The 22,912-nt window shown below is 74.6% G+C and carries 19 protein-coding genes; all 19 read left to right on the forward strand.

Going from position 1 to position 22,912, the window contains the following annotated elements:
- Positions 1–19 precede the first annotated feature (19 nt).
- The 19 genes from ACIBKX_RS16660 (at position 20) to ACIBKX_RS16750 (ending at position 22,775) form a co-directional block, all read left to right on the forward strand.
- Positions 20–1,111 carry a DUF4157 domain-containing protein gene (locus ACIBKX_RS16660; protein WP_363272624.1) on the forward strand — a complete coding sequence of 364 codons (1,092 nt, stop codon included), beginning with the start codon at positions 20–22 and terminating at the stop codon, positions 1,109–1,111.
- Positions 1,105–1,869, forward strand: a complete 765-nt coding sequence (locus tag ACIBKX_RS16665; protein WP_363272625.1) for a hypothetical protein — start codon at positions 1,105–1,107, stop codon at positions 1,867–1,869. Before ACIBKX_RS16660 ends, ACIBKX_RS16665 begins: the two co-directional genes overlap by 7 nt.
- A 104-nt stretch (positions 1,870–1,973) precedes the next feature.
- The gene (locus ACIBKX_RS16670; RefSeq protein ID WP_363272626.1) at positions 1,974–3,971 is read left to right on the forward strand and encodes a phage tail sheath C-terminal domain-containing protein; all 1,998 of its coding nucleotides are present in this window, start codon (positions 1,974–1,976) and stop codon (positions 3,969–3,971) included.
- A gap of 1 nt (position 3,972) precedes the next feature.
- The gene (locus tag ACIBKX_RS16675; RefSeq protein ID WP_363272627.1) at positions 3,973–4,470 is read left to right on the forward strand and encodes a phage tail protein; all 498 of its coding nucleotides are present in this window, start codon (positions 3,973–3,975) and stop codon (positions 4,468–4,470) included.
- A 3-nt stretch (positions 4,471–4,473) separates the two neighbouring features.
- Positions 4,474–5,139: a hypothetical protein gene (locus ACIBKX_RS16680; protein WP_363272628.1), complete on the forward strand. Its 666-nt coding sequence runs from the start codon at positions 4,474–4,476 to the stop codon at positions 5,137–5,139.
- Positions 5,140–6,408: 1,269 nt separating this feature from the next.
- Positions 6,409–7,539, forward strand: coding sequence for a DUF4255 domain-containing protein (locus ACIBKX_RS16685; RefSeq protein WP_363272629.1), 1,131 nt, complete (start codon positions 6,409–6,411; stop codon positions 7,537–7,539).
- A complete protein-coding gene (locus ACIBKX_RS16690) occupies positions 7,536–9,431 on the forward strand; it encodes an ATP-binding protein (RefSeq protein ID WP_363272630.1) in 1,896 nt (631 codons plus the stop codon). The genes ACIBKX_RS16685 and ACIBKX_RS16690 overlap by 4 nt, the downstream gene beginning before the upstream one ends.
- Positions 9,428–9,667 carry a hypothetical protein gene (locus ACIBKX_RS16695; protein ID WP_363272632.1) on the forward strand — a complete coding sequence of 80 codons (240 nt, stop codon included), beginning with the start codon at positions 9,428–9,430 and terminating at the stop codon, positions 9,665–9,667. Before ACIBKX_RS16690 ends, ACIBKX_RS16695 begins: the two co-directional genes overlap by 4 nt.
- Positions 9,658–10,257 (forward strand): hypothetical protein, encoded by a 600-nt coding sequence (locus ACIBKX_RS16700; RefSeq protein WP_363272633.1) that lies wholly within the window; start codon positions 9,658–9,660, stop codon positions 10,255–10,257. The genes ACIBKX_RS16695 and ACIBKX_RS16700 overlap by 10 nt, the downstream gene beginning before the upstream one ends.
- Positions 10,258–10,265: 8 nt before the next feature.
- Positions 10,266–10,535, forward strand: coding sequence for a LysM domain-containing protein (locus ACIBKX_RS16705; protein ID WP_363272634.1), 270 nt, complete (start codon positions 10,266–10,268; stop codon positions 10,533–10,535).
- 2 nt (positions 10,536–10,537) lie between these two features.
- The gene (locus ACIBKX_RS16710) at positions 10,538–11,614 is read left to right on the forward strand and encodes a contractile injection system protein, VgrG/Pvc8 family (RefSeq protein WP_363272635.1); all 1,077 of its coding nucleotides are present in this window, start codon (positions 10,538–10,540) and stop codon (positions 11,612–11,614) included.
- Positions 11,611–12,102, forward strand: a complete 492-nt coding sequence (locus ACIBKX_RS16715; protein WP_363272637.1) for a phage baseplate assembly protein V — start codon at positions 11,611–11,613, stop codon at positions 12,100–12,102. The genes ACIBKX_RS16710 and ACIBKX_RS16715 overlap by 4 nt, the downstream gene beginning before the upstream one ends.
- Entirely contained in the window at positions 12,103–12,432 is a 330-nt protein-coding gene (locus tag ACIBKX_RS16720) for a hypothetical protein (RefSeq protein WP_363272638.1), read from the forward strand.
- Between the two features lie 19 nt (positions 12,433–12,451).
- Positions 12,452–12,823: a hypothetical protein gene (locus tag ACIBKX_RS16725; RefSeq protein WP_363272639.1), complete on the forward strand. Its 372-nt coding sequence runs from the start codon at positions 12,452–12,454 to the stop codon at positions 12,821–12,823.
- Between the two features lie 94 nt (positions 12,824–12,917).
- On the forward strand, positions 12,918–13,154 hold the full coding sequence (locus ACIBKX_RS16730; RefSeq protein WP_363272642.1) for a hypothetical protein: 237 nt from the start codon (positions 12,918–12,920) through the stop codon (positions 13,152–13,154).
- A 3-nt stretch (positions 13,155–13,157) separates the two neighbouring features.
- On the forward strand, positions 13,158–15,617 hold the full coding sequence (locus ACIBKX_RS16735; RefSeq protein WP_363272644.1) for a hypothetical protein: 2,460 nt from the start codon (positions 13,158–13,160) through the stop codon (positions 15,615–15,617).
- The gene (locus ACIBKX_RS16740; RefSeq protein WP_363272645.1) at positions 15,614–18,148 is read left to right on the forward strand and encodes a baseplate J/gp47 family protein; all 2,535 of its coding nucleotides are present in this window, start codon (positions 15,614–15,616) and stop codon (positions 18,146–18,148) included. Before ACIBKX_RS16735 ends, ACIBKX_RS16740 begins: the two co-directional genes overlap by 4 nt.
- Positions 18,145–20,238 carry a hypothetical protein gene (locus ACIBKX_RS16745; protein ID WP_363272647.1) on the forward strand — a complete coding sequence of 698 codons (2,094 nt, stop codon included), beginning with the start codon at positions 18,145–18,147 and terminating at the stop codon, positions 20,236–20,238. The genes ACIBKX_RS16740 and ACIBKX_RS16745 overlap by 4 nt, the downstream gene beginning before the upstream one ends.
- Positions 20,238–22,775, forward strand: a complete 2,538-nt coding sequence (locus ACIBKX_RS16750; protein ID WP_363272648.1) for a hypothetical protein — start codon at positions 20,238–20,240, stop codon at positions 22,773–22,775. Before ACIBKX_RS16745 ends, ACIBKX_RS16750 begins: the two co-directional genes overlap by 1 nt.
- Positions 22,776–22,912: the final 137 nt, after the last annotated feature.

Here is a 22,912-nt window from a genome sequence, read left to right on the forward strand (position 1 = left end):
GCGGTGGTGCGCTGGGGAGATGAGTACGTACGCGCCCTCCGTAGTGCGGCGCTGCGGCGGTCACACCTGCCCGCCCCAGGGCTGCGATCGCGACAAGCTGCGGCGCAGCGGCGGTACCGGCGGCGCGTCCCCGGTGCCCGCCGGGGTGCGTCAGGTGCTCGGGCAGCCGGGCGCGCCGCTGCGGCCGGCGGTCCGCCGGGCGATGGAGCGGGGGTTCGGCGCGGACTTCGGTGCGGTGCGGGTGCACACGGGGCCGCTGGCCGCCGCGACGGCGCGTGAACTGGACGCCGAGGCCTACACGGTGGGCGAGCACGTCGTGTTCGGGGCGGACGGCCACCGGCCCGAGGAGCGTGCGGGCGCACGCGTGCTGGCCCATGAGCTGACGCATGTGCTGCAGCAGCGTGGCTCCGGCGCGAGTGCCGGCCGGGTGCGGCCGATGCGGGTCGGCGATCCCGCCGACCCCGAGGAGCGCGCCGCCGACGCGGGCGCCGAGCGACTGCTGCGGAGGTTCTCCGCCGACCTGTCCGGACCCAGCTTCGGCGGCGGTGAGTCCGGCGGGGGCGGGGCCAGTGGCAGCTGGGACGATCTGTCCGTCGTCGCCGCAGAAGGGCCCACGGCGGCGCGTCAGCCCCCGACCATGGGACCCGTCAAGGGCAGCGGCGGGGTGCGGGTGTGCGCGAGGCCGCTGCAGATCGGCCCCTTCGGAAACCACGCCTATATCGACGCGCCGCCCTTCAACTACGCGATCATCAGCCCGATGTGTCCGCAGCACTGGTACGACACCCCGCTCACCAAGACGTCGGCCCTGAAGTGGGACGACTCCCCCGACCCGTGCGGCAAGACACCCTCCTGCGTGACCTGCGAGCCGAAGCCCGGTGTCACGTCGGTCCCCGAGTGCATGGCCAACGCGTTCCGCGCCTACAACAACCCGAGCCTCTACAAGCTCACCGGCCCCAACAGCAATACGTTCGCCGGGACGCTGGCCCGTACCTGCTGCGCCGGGATGGTCCCCAAGCCGGCCGCGCTTGGCACCTGCGTCGGCTGGGACGATCCGCCCGCACCGACCCGCGGCAGCCTGAAGGACTGTCCGCCGGGACCGCCCACGTGCTGAGCTTCTTCAGTACGGCGTCGGGCTGGTCCCTCCATGAGGGGCTCGGCGACCGGGGTCGGACACTGACCGTGCGGACCGGCGCGCCCGCCGCCGCGCACCTTGCCCAGGACGTGTCGGGAAGCCTGTGGGCGGCGACCGGCCGGGAGGGCGCCGGACTCCTGCGCGTGCGCCTGCCCTCGCTCTCGTCCGAACCGCTGCCGGCGCCCGGACCGCGGATCGGGGCGCTCGCGGCGGCGCCGGACGGGGAGCGGCTCCTGGCGACCGTGCTGCCGGGGCATCTGCGCGGCTCGGTCGAGTTGTGGCTGTGGGACGGGTCCGGCTGGCGGATCGAGGGCGCGTCTCCGCCGCCGCACATCTCCAGCCGCCTCGCCTGGCCAAGCGGGAATCTCGTGGTGTACGAGTCGGTGTACCGCCGCCTCGCGGTCTTCGTCATCGGCGCGGACCGGGCGGCGGAGATCACCGAGGGGCGCCTTCCGGCGGCGGCTCCGCTGCGTCCGGCCTGGTACGCCGTCACCGGGCGCGGCGAGGTCTCGGAGTTCGGCGTCGCCTTCCCCTACCGGCCTCGCCCCGTACCGGGGTTCCGCTTCGGCGCCGTGTCCGCGCTGTCGTTCTCGCCGGGCGGCGCGGCCTGTCTGTGGACCGAGTCCCGGTTCCCGTACCGGGTCAAGGGGTTCGGGCAGCGGCGGGGCGGGCGCCGCTTCCGGGTGCGGTCGCTCGACCGGGGCACCGGGATCGTGCTCACCCCGGCCGGACGGTGACGGACGGGTGACGGGCGGCGGTGAACCTGGACGGTCCGGGTGCCGCGTCCGGGCCGGTCCGCCAGGCCGTGCGCCGCCCGGCTCGTCGTGAAGGAGGACAGCCGATGCCGGTGCAGACCTCATATCCGGGTGTCTATGTGCAGGAGGTCCCCTCCGGCGCCCACGCGATCGCGGGGGTCGCGACATCCGTGGCGGCCTTCGTGGGGCAGGCGCGGCGCGGGCCGGTGAACGTGCCGGTGCCGGTCGGTTCCCTGGCGCAGTACGTGCGTACCTTCGGAACGCCGTGGGACGAGGCACGGCCGATGGGACACGCGGTTCAGATGTTCTTCGCCAACGGCGGTTCCCAGGCCGTGGTGGTGCGGGTCGTCGGCGTGGTCACGTCGGGTACGACCGTCAGCCCGGCGCCCGCCGCCTCCGCGACGCTGCCCGGCGGCACGGGTTCCCCGCCGCCCGCCCGGCTCGTGCTGACGGCGCGCGGGGCGGGGGCGTGGGCCAACAAGGTGGGCGGGACCGGCATGGAGTGCGTCGTCACGTACGGCACCTCGGACAATCCCCGCGACCAGTTCGGGATCACCGTTCGGCTGCGGGGGCCCGATCCGCGTACCGGCGAATCGGCCGTGCTCGCCGAGGAGTCGTACACCGGTCTTTCGATGGCGACCGCCCATCCGCGGTTCGCTCCACGGGTGCTCGCCGACTCCTCGCTCGTCGCGGCCGCGCTCGCCACCGGCGCGCAGGCGACCACGGCCCAGGCCGTGTCGCGCGGCGTCGACGTCGGGGCCTCGACGGTCCGGCTCGGGTCGGCGAACGGGACGCTGCGCGTCTCCGTCGACTACGGTCCGCCGGTCGATCTGGTGCTCCCCTTCACGACCGCCGCCGACCTCACGAAGACCGTGGTGCGCGACGCGATCGACGCCGCGGCCCTGGCCGCCGGGCTGCCCCTCACGTCGAAGGTGAACATTCCCACGCCCGACAACCGGTTCGAGCTCACCACGACCCTCACCGGGGGCGGCGCCGACCGCTGCGTCACGGTGCTGCCCGCCGCGCAGAACGACGCCTCGCAGACGCTCGGCCTCGGCCGGGCCTGGGGCGGCATCGAGATCTCCGGGGCGGCCGGCATCCGGCCCGACGAGACGGCGTCGGCACCGGTCGGGTTCGCCGGCGGGGCGGACGGCACGTTCTCGGCCGACAGCGTCGTCCCGTCCTCCGGCTCCGGTGGCGTCTACGCCTTCGGCACCCTCGAGTTCCCCCGGTTCAATCTGCTCTGCCTGCCCGATCTGCCCGCCTCCGACCTCACGAAGCCAGCGACGCTGGTGAACAACCAGAAGCTGACCGAGGCGATGGCGCTCTGCACGCGCGAGCGGGCGTTCCTCGTCGTCGACACGCCCCGCGGCTGGCCGGTGAGCCCGGCCCCCTCACTCGGTGGACTGCCCGCGCTCGGCGAGCACGCGGCGATCTACTACCCACGCGTCACCATGGTCGAGACCGGGCCCGGGGGTCTTCCGGTGACGCTGAGTCTGCCGCCGTGCGGGGCGGTCGCCGGGGTGATGGCCCGCACGGACGCGGCGCGCGGGGTGTGGAAGGCGCCCGCCGGGCTCGCGGACGGGCCTCTCGCGGGCATCGCGGGGCTCGACGTTCCGACGGACGACGCGCTGTCCGGGGTCCTCAACCCCCGGGCCGTCAACGTGTTGCGTACGTTCCCGGGGGCGGGGGCGGTCATCTGGGGCGCGCGGACGCTGAAGGGTGCCGACACGCAGAGCTCGGACTTCAAGTACGTACCGGTGCGGCGGCTGACCGACTTCATCGCCGGATCGCTCTATCTGGGCACGCAGTTCGCGGTGTTCGAGCCCAACGACCCCGATCTGTGGACCCAGTTGCGGCTCGCCGTGAACTCCTTCATGCGCACGCTCTTCACCCAGGGGGCGTTCCAGCAGAGCACGAGCCGTGCCGAGTCCGACAGCTTCTTCGTGACCTGCGACGAGACGGTGAACCCGCAGTCGGAGATCGACCTGGGCCGGGTCAACGTCGTCGTCGGGTTCGCCCCTCTCAAGCCCGCGGAGTTCGTGATCGTGACGATCACTCAGATCTCGCAACTGGAGGCATGACGTGGCCCCCTTCAAGGTCGGCGGCGTCGACCGCTTCGACCCGTACAAGAGCTTCATGTTCCGCGTCCAGTGGGACGGCCGGACGGTGGCGGGCCTCTCCAAGATGGGACCGCTCAGCCGCAAGACGACGGTGGTGGCCCACCGGGACGGTTCGGATCCCGCGCGCCAGCGCAAGAGTCCCGGCGTGACGAGCTACGACGACGTGACCCTGGAGCGCGGGGTGACACTGGACCGGGAGTTCGAGGCCTGGGCGAACAAGGTGCACGCCACGGACAGTCCGATGTCCCTCAAGGACTTCCGCAAGGACGTCGTCGTCGACCTCTACAACGAGGCCCAGCAGAAGGTCCTCTCCTACACGTTGAACCGCTGCTGGGTCTCGGAGTACACGGCGCTTCCGCAGCTCGACGCGGCGACGGCCGCCGTCGCGATCGAGACCATCAAGCTGTCCTTCGAGACCTTCGACCGCGACACCGCCTGGGTCACCCCGGCGGAGCCCTAAGCCATGGCGCCGATACCGGCCGACGCCGCCGGGCTCGCCGTGCTCTCCGCGCTGGCCGGTGCGGGGGAACGGGCCACCGAGCTGGGTCAGGCCGTCGCGGTCCTCGCCGCCGCCGGGCACGATCCGGCGGCGCTGCCCGTCGCCACCGGTGACCGGCTGCTGCTCGCCCTGCACCGCGAGCTCACCGGTCGGGACGTCGAGCCCGTACTGACCTGTGTGTGCGGGGAGTTCAGCACGGTGCGGCTCGGTCCCGACAGCGTGCCGCCGCCGCGGCCGCGTACGGCGGTGCTCGGCGGCGCGGGCGGGCTCCGCCAGCCCACGTACGGCGATCTCCTGGATCTGCCGGGCGACGCGTCCGGCGACGCGGAGCTGCTGCGCAGGTGCACGGTGGGTACGCCCGAACGTCCCCCCTCCGCAGGGGACTTCGACACGATCGACGACTCCCTCGCGGGCCCTCTGGTCTTCGACTGCCCCGCCTGCGGCGCGGAGGTCTCGTACCCCTTGGACGTCCAGACGCTGGTGCTGCGGGGCCTGTTGACCCTGCTCGACGAACTGGACCACGACGTCCACGTGCTCGCTTCCGCGTACGGCTGGTCTCTCGCCGCCATCGAATCGCTGCCCCGGGACCGGCGGCGGCGGTTGGTCGCGCATGTGGTGGGGGGTGAGTGAGGTGGGCGGGGGTGGGAGTGAGGGTCGGGGTGGCCGTGGGGCGCTGTCTCGGCTGCGGGCGCGGGCGGTGCGGGCCGGGGTTCGGAGGGGGGAGTTTTGGGGGTTTGGGGGGTTGGGGTGGGGGTTCGGGGTCGGGTGGCGTGGATTCAGGGATACCCCGGGATTGGCGGGAGTTGGTGCTGAGAGCGACTCAAGTGCTTTGGGTGGGGTGAGGGTTGATGCAGAGGGTGCGGGCGCTGAGGGCGGTGGGGGCGGTGAGGGGAACTTGCCGGGGGCTCCTGGCAGGGCCGTGGGGCGCGGGGTCGGTGGCGTACTGAGCCGCAGGGGTGTTGGCGGTACGGGGGCGTGGAGCGGCTCTGGTGGTGCCGAGGACTTGCGTGGCGTCGGTGAGGGGCCTGGCTCCGATGGCTCGCTCAGCGCCGGGGGGCTCGGCGGTACCGGGGCGCGGCGCAGCCCCAGCGGCTCCCTCGGCAACGATCAGCAGCTTGGCACAGACAGCTTGGTCAGCCCAGCCAGCCCGGTCAGCCCAGTCAGCCCAGTCAGCCCAGTCAGCCCCAGGGAACTTGGCAGCTTCGGGGCGCGACACGACTCGGGCAGCCCTGAGGATTCCCGCAGCAGCGGTCAGGGGCAGCGGCGCCGCTCCGATGACTCGCTCGGCGCCGGGGATCTCGGCGATACCGGGGCGCGGCCCGCCCCTGGCCGATCCCACAGCGTCGAGCAGCAACCCGGTTCCCCCGACCCCGTCAACCCGACGGATCTCGGCGGCCTCGCGGCACAGCGCAGCTCCCTCGGCGGCGATGAGCGGCGCGGGATCGTTGGCTCACTCAGCCCTGAGGATCTCGGCGGTCGGTGGCTCAGCCCTGGTGCTCCTGGTGGCTCTCGCGGGCCCGAGGCCGCCTACACCGCATCGAATCCCGGCGACCCGGCCAGCCCTCAGCCATCGAATCCCAACCCGGCCAGCCCTCAGCTACCGCACAGCCCCAGCAGCCCCGTCAGCCCGCTCGACCCCGCCGGTTCTCCAGCTCCGCACGCTTCCCCGACGCCCGCCAGGAGGCATGACCAGCCACCCCGCCAGGCCACGGCACCTCTGGCCGCGCCCCCGCATCAACTCCCGCACCCCCCAACCGCACCCCCCGCCCAACCCCCCATCCCCGAAGTCCACATAGGCCAGATCACCGTCCACTCCCCCGCGACCACACCCCCCACCACCCCCGACCCCCTCGCCTCGCTGACCGCGCGGCGGCAGGGGCGGTCTCGGCACGGTGGGTCATGGTGACGCCCGCCAACGCCTTCATGGCCGTCGACGAGACGTTGAAGCGGCTCACCGACGCGGGGTTCGTCGACGCGGGGATCAGTGTGAAGCCCGCCGTCACGGTCGGACCGCTGGACCGGGACGAGCCGGGGCCCCGACTGAACTGGTTCCTGTACCGGATCACTCCCCACCCCGCGTTCCGCTCCATGGAGCATCCGCGTGACGGCGGTCTCACCTCCATCGGCGCGCCGCCGCTCGCCGTGCAACTGCACTATCTGCTCAGCGCGTACGGCGCGACGCCGACCGCAGGCGGCGACTCCGAGCAGATCATCCACACCTCGCTCGCCGCCGTGATGCGCCGGCTGCACGAGAGTCCCATCGTCGGGGCGGGATCGCCCTTTCTGCCCGTTCCCGAGCCTCCTCTCGTCGAGCCCCTGCGGATCACGCTGGAGGACTTCGACCTGGAGAACTACTCGAAGCTCTGGACCGCCTCCACCAAGCCGCTGCGCCTCTCGGTGGCGTACACGGTGAGCCTCGTCTTCATCGAGCCGCAGCGCTCGCGCACGGAGGGGCCGCCCGTCGCCGTCGTGCGGGCCGTCGCATCGCCGTCCCCCGGACCCCGGCTCGGCGCCCCGCGCCCCGAGCGCGTCGGCGGCGATCTCACCACCTCCGTACGGGTGGAGGGGACGGCCCCCGGTGACGTCTTCTTCCTGACGGCAGGGCCCGGCGATCCACCGGGCCACGGCCCCCTGGGGTGGCCGATGACGGTGGTCGGCCAAGAGCGGGGAACCTTCACCCTGCGGCTTCCCCGGCACGATCTGCTGCCCGCCGTGCGGGAGTTGACGGTCGTGGCGCGCGGGGAGGAGGTTCCCCTGCCGCGGGGCCGGGTCCCGCTCGGCGTCGCGCCCGTCGTCGTATCCGTGCCCGGGAGCGGGCAGTTGACCGTGGGCGACCGGGTCACGCTGGGGACCGCGCACTGCGGCCCGGACACCGAGCTGTTCTTCGACGGGGTCGCGGTGCCGACCGTGGCCGTCAGCCTCACCTCGGTCACCTTCGACGTGCCGGACCGGCCCGGCCGCCCGCTGGTCTCGCTGCGCTCCCGGCATCTCGCGGGCACGCCCCGCCAGTTGGAGGTGCTGCCACCATGAGCGGCACCGCCCGGGAACCGGCCCTCGGCTCCGCCCTCGACGCCCTGTGCTGCGCGCTCGGCGGCTATCTCGGCCGGCTGCGTTCGGAGTGGGGCAGCGCGCCCGAAGTGACCGATCTCCAGAGCCTTTTCGGCGCCCTCGGCCCGCCGCCGCCCGCGGACGAAGCCGCCCGGCGGCATTTCGACGGTCACCTCGCGGGCGTCGTGAAGCCACCGGACGGCTCCGAGCCGTACGCCCGGCTCTGCGCCGCCCTGGACCTCGACCCCGTCGAGCGGCTGACCGTCGCGGCCGTCTGGTGGGCGCAGACCGACCCGCAGTTCGGCGTGCTGCTCGGCTGCGGACACGACGACGGCGCCCGGCGGCACGCCTCCGCCGCCCTGCTCCGCCTCGTCCTTCTGCCGTTCGGCCCGGCACCTCCGCCCTCCTGGGAACCCGCCGACCCGCTGGTCCGGCTCGGTGTGCTCGCCCCCGGCGCGGGCCCCGACGGACCGCTTGCCCTCACGCCGACGGCCCGCCGACTGCTCGCGGGGCTACCGCTCCCCCAGACCCGTCCGTCAGGCCGACGCGGCCCCCGCACCGCACGGATCGCCGCCCTCCTCGGCGGTGGAGCCGTGCTCCTGCGGGGGACGGACGACCTCGCCTCCCTCGCGTACGCCGCCGCGACCGATTTCGGCCGTCTCCCCTTGGACGCAACGGAGTTGAGCGATTCCGAGGCACGCCTCGCCGCCCGCTTCGGCAACCACGTCCCCGTGCTGCCCGCCGACCGGCTGCCCGCCCTGTCCTGGTCGCCCGACGACGGCCCCCTCGTCGCCTGCGGCGGCTCCGACGCGGACCCCTCCGGCGCGCGCGTGGTCGTCGTACCGCGCCCGTCCCCCGCCGATCGCGCCACCGGCTGGGAGCGGGCCCTGACCACATCGGGACTCGCCGAGCGGGAGGCCCGCGCGCTCGGGCGGCGGCTCGGCGCCCGGCTGGCCCTCGACGCCACGCAGGCGGCGACCGCCGTGGCCCAGTCGCACGCGGAAGCCGCGGCGGCCGGCCGGGAATGGTCCTGCGACGACGTGTGGCGGGCCGCGCGGAGTCTGCCCCGGCACGAACTGGGACGGCTGGCCGAGCTGTTGACGCCCGTGTTCGTCCTGGACGACCTGGTCGTACCGCCCGATGTGCGGGCCCAGCTCGACGAGGTGATCGCCCATGTCGCCCTCCAGGACGTCGTCCTGGACGAGTGGGGATTCCGCGCACGGCTGCCGCGCGGTCAGGGCGTGGCGGTGCTCCTGTCGGGGCCGCCCGGCACCGGCAAGACGATGGCCGCCGAAGCACTGGCGAACGGCCTGGGCCAGGACCTGTTCCGGATCGATCTGTCGGCGGTGGTCTCCAAGTACATCGGCGAGACGGAGAAGAACCTGGCGCGCGCCTTCGACGACGCGGAACGCTGCGGCGCGCTGCTCTTCTTCGACGAGTGCGACGCGCTGTTCGGCCGGCGCACCGAGCAGCGCGACGCGCACGACCGGTGGGCCAACCTGGAGGTCAACTACCTGTTGCAGCGCGTGGAGACGTTCACCGGCCTGGTGGTGCTCGCGACGAACAAGCAGCAGGCGCTCGACGAGGCGTTCCTGCGGCGGCTGCGCTTCTCGATCCGCTTCGACTTGCCGGACCGTGCGCTCCGCCGCGAGCTGTGGCTGCGCGCGTTCCCGGCCGGGACGCCCCGCGACGAGCTGGACGTGGAGGGCCTGTCCCGGCGGGAGCTGACCGGCGGTTCGGTGCGGAACGCGGCGCTGGCCGCGGCGTTCCTCGCCGCGTCGGACGGCGGCCGGGTGCGGCCCGCGCACATCGCCCACGCGCTGCGGCGCGAATACGACAAGCTCGGCAAGGTCTGGGCGGAGGAGACGGCATGACCGAATCACCCCACCGACGCGACCACGCCCCCGGTGTCTCGGCCGAAGACATCACGGCCGAAGGCATCACGGCCGAAAGCATCACGGTCCAAGTCTCCGCCGCCCCCGACCCCTTCCTGCTGCGCCCCCTGATCGCCGCCCGTCTCGCGGGCCGCCCGGTCCCGCCGGGCCCGGAAGCGCTGGTCGCCGAGGCCGTGGCCGCGCGCGTACGGCGGGAGGCGGGTCCATGGCACTGACCAAAGGGATGCTGCTCTCGTACTCCGATCCGCTGCTCGGGCTCGTCCCGGTGATCGTGTCGTTCCAGTACAACCCGGTGAACGTCACGCGTGTCCTGACCGGTCCCACCGAAGCGGCGGCCAATGTCGCGGCGCAGCCCGCCAGGGAGACATACGCGCTGAAGCTCGAACTGGACGCCACCGACGGCCTGGAGAAGGAGGGCGCCATCACCATGGCGTTCGGCATCGGGCCGCGGCTCGCCGCGATCGAGATGCTGATGCAGCCGGTGGGCGGCCAGGTCCTGCCGCGGCTGCCCGGTGCCGCGAGGGGTACGGCGATCCCGGCGGGGCGGCTGCCGCTCGCGCTGTTCGTGTGGGGGCCGGGGCGGATCACTCCGGTCACGGTCAAGTCGCTGACGATCCAGGAGACCGCGTTCGACGCCGCGCTCAACCCGGTGCACGCCACGGCGGATCTGGGGCTCACCGTCATGCTGAAGGCCGAACTCCCCAAGGACGACCGCCTCGCGAAGCTCGCCGCTGACTTCTACCAGGGTCTGCGCGAGGCCAAGGCGGTGCTTCAGCTGCCGCAGATGTCCGAGCTCGGCGGGTGAGCGGCGCCATGGATCCCACGTCCCGTTACGCGCACCGGCCGCAGCTGACCGTGACCCTGCCGGACGGCTCCGTACGCCTCATGTCGGCGCCGCGCACGGTGCCCGCGCCGCCGCCCGGCGGACAGCGGCTGACGGCGCCGGGCGACCGTCTCGACCTGATGGCGGCCGAACTCACCGGCGACTCCACCCAGTGGTGGCGCATCGCGGACGCCAATCCCTTCGCGGACGCGACCCGTCTTGAAGTCCCCGGTTCCGTCGTCGAACTGCCGGGAGGCTGACCGTGGCGAGCACCCGGATGCTGATCGAGATCGACGGGTCGGAGCCCGACCGCGACGCGTTGGACGCACTGATCGAGGTGCGCGCCGAGGAGGCCACCGACGAGGCCGACGCCGCCGTGGTCACGGTGCGCGTCGACCCGGACGCGAGCGGCGGCTGGCCGAGCCTGCTCGACCCGCTCGTCACGCCGCGTACGCCGCTGACGGTGCGCCTCGAACGGGACGGCAGGAGCTACCGGTTCGAGGGGTACTCCGCCGAGGCGCTGTGGGACCTGGACGCCGAGGGGCGCTCCACGCTCACCGTGAAGGCGATCGACCGCACCATCGACCTGGACCGGGAGGAGAAGGCGGTCGCGTGGCCCGGACAGCGTGACAGCGCGATCGCGGAGACCATCTTCACCGAGCACAAGCTGCGGGCCGAGGTCGCGCCGACTCCGCCCGGTTTCGACAACGACGTGCACACCGTGATGCAGCGCGGCACGGACTGGTCGTTCGTCCGCGAACTGGCCGCCAGATGGGGGTACGTGACGTATCTGGAGGCCGACGACAGCGGTGCGGTCACCGGGCACTTCCATCCGCCGGAGCCGCTCGCCGAGCCGCAGGGTGAGCTGGCGCTCGGCTTCGGCGACGACGCCCGCCGGGCGCGGGTGCGGGTCGATCTGCTGGCCGGGCGGCGGGTGCTTGCCCGGCGGATGCCGCCGCTGGCCGCCGCGCCCGTCGTCGCGGATGCGGCGGGCGACGACGAGGCGATGGCCGGGGTGTCGCTCGCCGCCCAGGTCACCGAACTCCTCGCCCCGCAGGACGCGGTGGGCGAGGTCGACGCACGGCAGACGGCCACCGGGCGGGCGCGGAGCAGCGCGTACGGCGTGACCCTGACCGCCGACCTGGACACCGACCGGACCGGGCTGCTGCTGCGGGCCCGGCGGACGGTCCTGGTGGCCGGGCTCGGCCCGGTCCTTTCCGGCAGCTATCTGGTGGACCGGGTGCGGCACGTCGTGACGCTGGAAGCACATCGGCAGGAGGTGACCCTGCGGCGCAACGCCCTGGGCGCCGCGGGGCTCGGCCTGGGAGGGCTGCCATGACGGACCGATTCCACGGCCGGTACATCGGCGAGGTCACCGACAACGAAGACCCCAAGAACCTGTGCCGGGTCCGCGTCCTGGTGCCGGAGGTGCTCGGCGAGGCCAAGTCCGGGTGGTGTCTGCCGAGTTCGCCGTACGCGGGCCCCGGCATCGGGCTCGCCGCGGTGCCGCCGGTCAAGAGCCTCGTCTTCGTCGAGTGGCCGGCGGGCGACGTGAGCCGGGTCCCCGTGTGGTCCGGCGCGGTGTGGTCGGACGGCGGCGGCGTGCCGGGGGCCGGGCCGAAGGCGGTGCTCCTGATCACGCCCGGCGGCCACAAGGTCGAGCTGATCGACGAGCCGTCGGGCGACCGGGCGCTGCGGCTCACCGCCGCCTCGGGTGCGGTCCTGCGGATGGACGCGAAGGGCATCACGGCGGAGTTCAAGAAGCAGAAGATCGAGGTCACGTCGTCGAAGATCTCCTTCAACGGTGGCGCCCTGGAGGTGAGTTGAGTGCCGGGTCAGCTGCTGCACGAGGGCATCACGATCGTCTGTCCGCACGGCGGCAACGGCCGCATCTCGCCGTCGTCGACGCTTCTCGTGGGCGGCAAGAAGGTGGCGGTGGCGCAGGATCCGACCACCATCAGCGGCTGCGCCTTCAACGTCGGCGGCACCCCGTCGCCCTGTCTGCGCGTCGAGTGGCAGAAGCCCGCGACGAGGGTGAAGGCGGGCGGCAAGCCGGTCCTGCTGTCCGACTCGGTGGCGCTGTGCGTCAACGCGGGCGGGGCGCCGCAGGGGACCGCGCAGGTCAGCGGCTTCCAGATGAAGGTGAAGGCGATATGAGCGGGAAGGCGAGGGCGACATGAGCGCGGCGGCCGAGCATCCGTTCCGGCTGACGTCGGCGCGCCGCCTCGCGGTCACCGACGAGGCGGGACATCTGGCGGATCTCGTACGTCTGGTGCTGCTGACCGGGACCACCGAGCGGCTGCACCGGCCGGGCTTCGGCCCCGGCCTCGGCGCCACCGCGCTCTTCGAGCCGCTGCCCCAACTCCTGGACGGGCTCCTGGAGATGCGGACGAAGGGCGCCCTGGAGCGGGAGCTCGCCGGGCGTCTCCTGGTCGACCGGATCGCGGTGACGCGGCTCGGCGAGTCCGCCCTGGAGGTGACCGTCGACTACCGGCCGCTGCGCCCGCCGGGACCGGCGGCGACCGTTTCGGCACGGCTGGAGGCGTGAGGCGATGCTGACGCACGGCGGGAGCCATGAGGCCCTGATCGACGCAACGCCAAGGCCTGAGGCCCTGCACGACACACGGCTCAGCCCTGACGCCATGGCCAACACACCGCTGAGCCCTGACGCCCTGCACGACACACGGCTGAGCCCTGACGCGACGACCAACACACCGCTGAGCCCTGACGCCCTGCACGACACACGGCTCAGCCCTGACGCCATGGCCAACACACCGCTGAGCCCTGACGCCCTGCACGACGCACCGCTGAGCCCTGACGCGACGACCGACGCACCGCTGAGGCCCGACGCCACGGCCAACACCCCCTTGGAGGGCTGAGCGATGACCGACGCGCCCCTGCTCCCCTCCTGCCCCCCGCTGCACCGCCCCGCCCGGCTGCGTGCCCCCGGTGCCGCCGCGCACGGGCTGCGGGCGGCGGGCGCGCGGCCGGTTCCCGGCGGGTTCGCCGTCGACGTATGGCTGTACGCCGATCCGCCCGCCGCGCTGGCCGAACCGCGCCGCTGGGAGCTGCGGCCCCCGGCGGGCGGGCGGCCGGTGACCGTGGCCTCGGCGCAGGTGGTGAACGCACCGCAGCCGCACGTGGAGCTGCGGGTCGTGGGGCGGGCGGACGCCGGCCGGCACCTCCTGTCGGTGTTCCCCGGGCGGGCCGCCGACGGTACGCATCCCGAGTTGCCGCCGCTGCCGTTCGACCCGCTGCGGGTGCGCCTTCCCGTGCGGCTGCGCACGGAGTGCCCGGACCCCGGTGCGTGTTCCGGGCCGGAGGCCGCGGCGGCCGTGCCGGAGCCGTCGCCGGTGCACGACCTGCTCGCCCGCGACTGGCGGTCGCTGCGCGCGGCGCTCGTGGAGTTCCTGCGCCGGGAGGACCCCGCGGCGGATCTCTCACCGGCCGACCCGGTGATCACCGTGCTCGAACTCTTCGCGCACGTCGGGGACTTGCTGCACTACCAGCTGGACCGGGTGGCCACCGAGGCCTATCTGGAGACGGCCAGGCTGCGCACCTCCGTGCGGCGCCACGCCCACCTGGTCGACTACGAGGTGCCCGAGGCGGCCGCCGCGCGCACGCTCGTGCTGCTCCAGGCCGATCCGGGCGGCGGGGCGGTGCAGGCGGTGCGCGGGGACACGGCCGTCGCGGAGGAGGGCGCCGGGCTCGGCTTCGTCCTGGAGGAGGACCGCTCGGTCCACCCGGGGCTCGGCGAGATCGCCCTCTACGACTTCGGCGAGGACGGCTGCTGTCTGCCCGAGGGGGCCACCGAGTGCGTCCTGGTGCGGCCCCGGCCCGCCGACGTCGCGGGTGCGCCGTGGCTGACCGCCGGGGACCGACTCGTCTTCGAGGTCGTCGATCCGGAGGACCTCGCGCGGCACCGGGCCTGGGCGGCGCGGCGGCCGGGGACGGACTGGCCCGCCGTCGGCGCGGACGGCCGGCCGCGGTTCCGCGAGCCGCTGCCGAGCCGCAGGGCCATCGCTGTCAGGCTCACCGAGGTCGCCGAGTTCCACGATCCCCTCGCCGCGTCGGAGATGCGGCTGTACCGGGTGCGCTGGGCGGCGGCCGACGCGCTGCCACGGGCCTATCCGGCGTCGGTGGACACCTCGGCGGGCGGCGCGGAGGTGACCGTGGCGCGGGGCAACGCGGTGCCCGCGCACCATGGGCGGCTCGTGGGCGGTCCGGGGGTGCTGCGGCGGCGCGAGGGCGGGCTGCCGGGTGAGTACACACTCGACTCGGCGGGGATTTCGGGGCGCGGCGGTGCCGGTGTCGCGCTGCGGACCTCCGGGGTGCCGTACCGCCTTGAGGTCCGCGCGGCGCTGCCGTCCGGGCCGCGGGTCGGGGTCGGTCTGGTGCGCGCGCTGCTCGACGTGACCTCTCCGGGCCGCCTGGCCTGCGTCCTCGACTTCGAGGACCATGAGCCGCCGCTGCTGCGTTTCCGCACCGGGGCGGTGGGGCTGCTGCCGCCGCTGGCGGACCGGGTGAGCGCGCGGTACGAGACCGGGGGCGGCACGGTCGGCGACGTACCGGCGAACGCGCTGCGGTTCCTGGAGCACGACGTCGCCGCGCCGCTCGGCTTCGACGCCGCTCCGGTGTGGCAGGTGCTGCCCTCGCTGGTGGCCCGCAATCCGCTGCCCGCGACCGGCGGCCGGGACGCCACGCCTCTGGACGCGGTGCGCCGTGACGCGCCCGAGGCGTTCGCGGTCACGCCGCGCCGGGCGGTGACCACCGCCGATCACGCCGTCTCGGTGGCCCGCGTTCCCGGCGTCCAGGGCGCGGCATCTGAGCGCGGCAGCTCGGGGTCCTGGCCGCTGATCCGCACGGTCGTCGATCTCCTCGAAACACCGGAGACGGCCGACCGGACGGCCGTACTGGCGTCCCTGGGTGTGCTGTTGGAGGACATCCGGATGCTCGGCACGGAGGCGACGGTCGCCGAGGGTGCGCCGGTCGGGCTGCTCGTCGCGCTGCGGCTGTGCGTGCTGCCCGGCCACGACCCGGAGGCCGTCCGGCGGTCCGCGCTGGCCGCGCTGCGCCCCGGCACCGCCGCCCGGCCCGGCCTGTTCCACTCGTCGCGGCTCGAACTGGGCAAGCCGGTGTACGTCTCCGCCGCGACGGCCGCCGTCGCCGCGCTGCCCGGTGTCGACGCCGTCGAACTGCGCGAGGCCCGCCGTCTGGGCGAACCGCCCGGCACGGTGCACGAGGTGATCCGGGTGGGGGCGGCGGAGATCCCCGTGCTGGACGACGATCCGGCGCGGCCGGAGCGCGGGCGGCTCGACATCACGGTGCGAGGCGGACCATGAGCGACACGCGGCGCCGCCCCTGCGGCGAACCCCTGCCCCTGCTCCAACCGCCTTCCCCGGCAGCAGGGTTGGCGCGCCCCGACCGTGCGATCGGCGCCTTCCACGACTTCGTCGCGGACCTGGTCCGGGACGTCGAGCAGAGCAGGCCCGTGCCGGGCGGTCCCGTGCTGGGCCGCGACTGGGACGTCGAAGGGGATCCGGCCGCGCTGCGGCTCGCCCGGCTGTGGGCGTACGTCGCCGACGGGGTCGCCGCCTACACCTCGCTGACCACGGCCGAGGCGTTCCTCGGCACCGCGGCCGACTGGCGTGATCTGCGGCGCGTGGCGGCCCTGGTGGGATTCCGGCCGCGCCCCAGGGTCGCCGCGCGCGGCTGGGCCGTGGCGGAGACCGACCGGGGCGCCTCGCCGCTGGTGCCCGCCGGGACGCGGCTGCAGTCGCCCGCCGTGCCGGGCCGGGACGCCCAGACCTTCGAGGTCGCCGAGGACGTCCGACTCCGGGCCGACTGGGCGGAGTTGACGGTGACTCCGATGCCGCGTCCCGCGCTGCCCGCGGGCAGGTCGATGCGGTTTCTGCGGGAGCCGGGGTTCGGCGCCGGTGACCGGGTGCTGTTCGTGGCCGAGCGGGAGGCGGGGCTTCCGGTGCTGCCGCCCGGCTTCGACTGGTTCGACTACTGGCTGTGGCTGTTGCAGCTGCTCGGTCTGGTGCGTCCTCCGCGGAGCAGGCCCGTCGCGGTGGCCGTGGTGGAGGAGCGCACGGAGGATCTCGGTACGGTCGTCGTGACCTTCGACCGCGATCTGACGGAGCTGCTGAGCCCGGAGACGACGCCGTTCGCCGCCTACCGTGTGCTCGCCACCGCGGGCGGCGCGCTCCGTCTGACCGATCTGGTCCACCTCTCGACGGCCGGTGTCGCGTCCAGGGTGCCGCTGGGGAGCCAGTTCTACGACCCGACGGACGACGCCCCGCTCTCCGCCCGGCATCTCGTCCTCGACGCGGCACTCGACGAGCTCTCCGCGCAGCGCACGGTGGCGCTGGTCGACTGGCGGTCCGAGGCCTGCGACATCGTGCCGGCGGGCCGCCATCTGCTGGTCGACTGGCGGTCCGCGCCCGGTACCCGCACCCGCGCCTCCCGCCTGGAGTTCGCCGCCGACGTGGCCACGCTCGGGAACGCCCGCCTGACGCAGCGGCCCGTGACCGCGTATGTCGTGGACCACCGGGTGGTGGCCCGCACCCATGTCATCCCCGACCGGATCGGCGCCCAAGGGCCCGCCCGCGTCCGGGTGTTCCCCGCGCCGGCCGAGGTCCCGCCCCGGATCGCGGTGCGCGGCGGCCCAGAGGAGAGCGACTGGCGGGTGTACGACTGTGCCGCCGCGCCCGTGCAGGAGGAGCGGGACCCGGCCGCGCCGCTCCCCAGCGGACTCGTCCTCGACCTGGCCGTCGCCGCCGACGACCCCGTGCGCGCCGCCCCGCTCGGCCGCGCCCCCGCGTCGGCGAACCTGCTGCCGCTCCGGCACGGCCGCACCGAGTCCGGCACGCTCGGCAGCGGTGACGCGGCGCTGCCGGGGCAGGAGATGGCGGTGGCCAGGCCGCCGGTCGCCCATGACGTGTCGGCGGACGGCGCCGTCGTGTCCAGCCTGGAGGTGCGGGTCGACGGGGTGCGGTGGCAGGAGGCTCCGTCCCTGTTCGACGCCGGTCCCACCACTTCGTACGCCGCTCTGCTCGACGCCGACGGCTCGGTACGGGTCAGGTTCGGCGACGGCACGTCGGGCGCCCGGCTGCCCACGGGACGCGGCAACGTCACGGAGACGCACCGCACGGGCGGCGGCACGGCCGGCGAGGTGCCGTCCGGAGCGATCGACACGCTGCTCGGGCGGGTGCCCGGCGTCACCGGGGTGCGCGGCGCGGGCCCCACCAGCGGAGGCGCCGACCAGGACGACGAGCGCCGCATCGTGCGCCTGGCGCCGGGCCGGGCCCGCGCGTTCGGCCGTGCGGTCTCCCGCTCCGACCTGGCCGATCTGGCGCTGGCGTTCCCCGGCGTGAGCCACGCCGTCGCCTGGCGCGGCGCGGGCCCGCCCGGCTGTGCCTGCGGCGGCACCGGTGAACATGTCGCCTGCCTGCGGCTCGGCGCGGGTGGACTGCCGAAGGCCCCGGTGGCGGACGAGTTGCGGGCGCTCGCCGCGTTCCTCGACGGGGGCCGGGACGTGACGGTGCCGCTGTGCGTGGCGGCGGCGACGGTCCGTCGTATACGGCTGTCGTGCGATGTGTCGGTGGACCCGCGCCGCGTTCCCGCCGAGGTGGCCGCCGCCGTGCGGGCCGCGCTGACCGTGCGCGGCGGGCCGCTCGACCCGCTGGAGCGACCGCTGGGCCGTGCCCTCGACCGCTCCGACGTGCTGGCGGTGATCCATGGTGTGCCCGGGGTGCTCGGTGTCTCCGGGCTCACCCTGCGGGACGGCGCGGAGCGCGTGTCCGCCGAACGGTACGAACTCCTCGCCTTGTCCGATGAGTTGACGATCCGGGTGGAGGAGCAGTCATGACGCAGACCCCGCCGCCTCCCTCCGGCCCCGGTCAGGACCGGGTCGCGCGCTGGCTGCCCCCGGCCCTGCGGGACGCGGCCGACGCCGACGGGCCGCGGCTGCTCGACGCCCTCCTGGCCGCGGTCGACCGGCAGCGGCTGCTGCTCTCCGACGACATCCAGCGGGCGTACGACGATCTCTTCGTCGACAGCTGCGCCGACTGGGCGGTGCCCTACATCGGCGCGCTGCTGGGCCTGGGGCCCGACGCGGAGCGCCTGGAGGTCGCGCACGCGGTGGCGCTGCGCCGCCGCAAGGGCACTCCGGCCGCCCTGGAGGATTTCGCGTTCGCCGTGACGGGGCTGATCGCGCGGGTGGGCGAGGGCTGGCAGACCACGCTGTGGGCGCAGCGCCTGGGACATCCGCCGCCCCCGCGGACCGCCGCGCTCGATCTGCGGGACCGGGCGTCGCTCAGCCGGATCGGTACGCCGTTCGAGCGGAGCAGGCGCTCGGTGCGACCGGCGGGGCCGTGGACGCCGCGGTCCGTGACCGCCGTCGTATGGCCTTGGACCGTACGGCAGTTGGTGGACATGGAGGCGGCGCCGCTCGACCCGTCCACACCGAAGGGCGGCCGTCTCGCGCTGCATCCGCTGGGCATCGCCGCTCCCCTGTATCTGCGGCCGCGCGAGGCTCGGGTGGCTTCCGAGGGAGCGGATCCCGTGACCCGGACGGGCGACGAGGCGGACGCGCCGACGCGGGCCACGTACCGCGTCCTGGAGGCGCTCGCCGGGCCCGGGGACATCACGTACGGCGGGTCGCTGACCCTGGCGGCGAGGCATCCGGTGGCGACGCCGCCCGGTGTGGAGCCGCAGCTGATCGCGCTGTCCACCGGCGCGGGGCCCGTGTCGTGGGAGCAGCTGAGGTTCGGCGGCGTGCCGCCCGGCGGTGCGCCGCCCGCTCCGCCGCCGGGCACCCAGGTCCTGGTCGACGCGCAGCGCGGTTTCGTGCAGCTCGGCGCCGACCTCGCCGGGCCGGTGCGGGCCACCTGGTACCGGGCGGTGCCGGGCCGGGTCGGCGCACTGGCCTCCCTCGCGGACACCGATCCGGCGGCGCGGGTCGTCGTCGAGGTGTCCGCCAGGCCGGGCGTGCCCGGCGCCGTGACCACCCTCGCCGCCGCCTTCGCGCTGGCCGAGCAGCGCAGTGCCGCGCTGGCGCCGGAGGAGTCGGTCGCAGGGGTGCCCGACGTGGAGATCCGGCTGCTGTCCAGCGACCGCCTCGCCGCGCCGGCATCGCTGGAGTTCACGCCCCGCCTGCCCCGCTGGCGGATCGTCGCCCCGCCGCTCGCCACCCCGGCCGTCATCGGCGATCTCGAGCTGCGTCTCGTCGGCGCCCGCGTCAGCCTGGAGGGCTTCTTCCTCAAGGGTTCGCTGATCGCGGGGCCAGGCCTCGCCGCACTGCACGCGGAGGGCCTGACGATGGATCCGGGTGCGGGCGAGCTGCGCACCGACCCGGCGGCCTGGGAGCTCTCGCTCTCCGCCACGCGCTGTGTCCTCGGCCCGATCCGTGCCGAACTCTCCGCGCTGCCGGTCACGTTGACGGAGTGCGTGGTCGACGGGCGAAGGCGCCGCTTCCACGCCTGCGGACCGGCGAGCGAGGGCGGGCCCATGGACGCCGTCGCCCCGGTGGACCGCTTCGGCCCGGTGCTGCACGCCGACTCCGTCACGTTCGCGGGCCCGGTCCGGGCGGACGCCGTCGACGCCCGCGACTGTGTCTTCGCCGACGGGCTGGACGTCGTACAACAGCAGGAGGGCTGTGTCCGGACCAGCCATCTAGGGCCCGGCCTCTCCGATCCGCCCCGCCACCCGGCGACGTACCGCTGCCGCACCGCGCCCGCGCCCGCCTTCGTCTCGGACGCGTTCGAGTCGTCCGGCTACTACTGCCTCGACCTCGAACCCGGACAGCCGCTGCTGTCCGCCGCGGGCGACGGCGGGGAGGCGGGCGCGTACCACGCCACGCGGCGCGCGTCCCGGATCCGCCGGCTCCGGCGCCGGATCGGCGAGTTCACCCCGCTCGGCCTGACCGCCGAGGTCTCCGTCGCGCCCTGGGAGGAATGATGACCGGCGACTACACGAAGGTGCCGCTGCGGGACGCGGAGCGCTGGACGGGTGCGCGGATGCAGCAGGGCCGGGTCCTGCTCGACCACGAGTGGAACCTGAACCTCGACGCGGCGGCGCGGGCCGGGGCGGATGCGTTCCGCGACGTGGTCGGGCCGCCGGGAGGTGTGCCCGACGGCAGCCCGGCCTTCCAGATCGGCCTGGATCAGAATCCCATCCCCGCCCTGCGTCAAGTGACCGTCCAGGCCGGGCGGATCTGGGCGGACGGCCTGTGCGCCTTCGCGCCCGCCCCGTTCAGCGTCGGCGGCCAGGAGACACCGCCGCCCGTGCCGCCGGCGGGCCAGGCGCTGGTCTACCTGGACGTGTTCGGCGAGCAGCTCCAGGCGGCCGAGGACTGGCCGTCGATCGCCGATCCCGCGCTCGATCCGCTGGACGCGGGAGCCCGGACCCGTGTCGGCTACCGGGTGCGGGTGGTGCCGACCCAAGTGGGTTCGGCACAGGGCGCGTTGGACGCGCTCGCCTTCCCCAGGATCTCCACGGGGCGGATCAGCGTCACCCGGCAGAACCCCACCGCCACCCCCGACCCCTGCGATCCGCCGGGCGACCCGCTGGGCCTGCTGCCGGACGGGATGCTGCGGATCGAGGTCCTGGACGGCGGCACGGCGGCCACCGCGCGCTTCGTGTGGGCGGCCGACAACGGGGCGGCCACTGCCCGCGTCAAGGACGGCGGCGTCAACGGCGCCAAGGTGACGCTCGCCCCGTCGCCCGTGGTGAAGTTCGCGCATCAGGATCTCGTCGAGGTGAGCTGGCGCACCCGCCGCGCGGACCGGGCGCCGCACGGCGCGCTGTACTCCGTGGACGTGGTCACGCCGGACGTGGCCGGGGACGTACTCACCCTCGACCGCCTCGTGTCGGTGCCGACCGGCGCGACAGGCCTGGTGGTCCGGCGCTGGGACGGCCAGTCGGTGGGCGCCGCGACGCCGGTGACGGCCGTGGTGCACGGTGTCGACCTGGGCCTGCGGTTCACTGCGGGCACGGGCAGCTATCTGGCGGGCGACTGGTGGGGCGCCCGGCTGCGGCCCGCTTCGGCGGAGGGCGTGGAGCGGCTCAACTCGGCGCCGCCGGACGGGACTCTGCACACCGCGCTGCCGCTGGCCCTGGTGGACATGACCGCCCGTACCGTCCTGGAGGACGGCCGCCCGCGCTTCCCCCAGCTGACCCGGCTGCCGCGCACCACGTGCACGGTGACCGCGTTCCCCGGCGAGGACTTGCAGGCGGCGGTGGACCGGCTGCCGCAGGGCGGGGGTGAGCTCTGCCTGGCGGCGGGGCGGTACGTGATCCCGCGGCCGGTGCGGTTCGACGGGCGCCGCCGCGTGGTCGTCACCGGGGTCGGGCCCGCGACCGTCCTCGCCCCCACCAACGACGAGTGCGCGCTGCTCTTCCAGAACTGTACGGAGGCCGAGGTCTCCCGGCTGCGGGCCGAGGGCGCGCCTTCCGGCGCCGAGCACCTGGGCGGCGTACTGACCTTCACGGGCTGCACGAAGGTGCGGGTGCGCGACTGCGATCTGGCGTGCTCGGACGCCCCCGGCGACGAACCGTCGGCGACCTGCCTCACCTTCCGGGGCCCCTTCGCGGCGGGCGTCGTACCCGAAGTGTCCGTCGAGGACAATCGGTTGGAGGTGGGGGTCCGGCAGACCGGCATCCTGGTCCTGGACGCCGCCTCCGCGCTCATCGGCCGCAATCGCGTCCAGTACGTCCCGACGACCACGCCGGTCAGACTCTCCCCCGTACTGATCGCATCGGAACTCGCCCGCATCGCGGCCGATCCGAGCCCGACCCGCTACGGGCCCGAACTGACCGCGATCCGGGCCGGTCTGCAGACCGAGGTCGCGGCTCTGATGGCCCGCACCCCCGGCCTGACCCTGGGCCCGGCGCGGCGCATCGTGGCCAGGACCCGCGTCAACGCGGTGCCGCGTGAGCGGCTGCACACGCTCCTCGCGCTCTCCGCCGCGGGCCAGTTGGGCGGGGCGCTGCAGGGCATCGTCCTGGCGGGACACACCCTGGCCACCGCCCGCGTCACCGACAATGTGGTGGAGGGCGCCGCGCAGGGCATCCATGTCGGCACGGCTCGCGGCCCGATGGCGGGGCAGGTGCTGATCCGCGACAACGTGATCCAGGTCGGCTTCCCGGCCGTCTACAACCGCGCCCGGCACGCGGTGTTCGTCGCCGACGCGCTGCGGCTCGCGATCCTCGGCACCGTCGCCGATCTGGCCCGCAGGGGCACCGTGGAGAACTCCCCCACGGACGCCATCCTCGTGCACGGCAGGCGCGGCGCGCGGCTCGTCGTCCGCGACTCCAGCCTGACGCGGTTCACGACCGGAGTGCGCGTCGTCCCGCTCTCCGGTCCCGCCCCCGCGGGCCGGCTGTGGCGGGTGAGCGAGACCGCCGCCGAGGGCGCGTCCGCCGCGCTGGTGGCGTCGGGGCTCGCCCTGAACGAGCAGGAGCGCAATGTCTTCATGCCGCTGTTCCAGACCTAGGGCCTTGACGGGGCGAACGATTCCGCAGTACGCCAGATGTGCTCCGGTATCGCGCTAGGTCGCGCTGAGCACGATCTTCAGGGTTCGGTCCGCCGTCTCCGTAGGCTCAATGGGTTCGACTCCCCTAGCCGGGCGCA

The organism is Streptomyces sp. NPDC050658 (assembly GCF_044457025.1).
GTDB lineage: Bacteria > Actinomycetota > Actinomycetes > Streptomycetales > Streptomycetaceae > Streptomyces.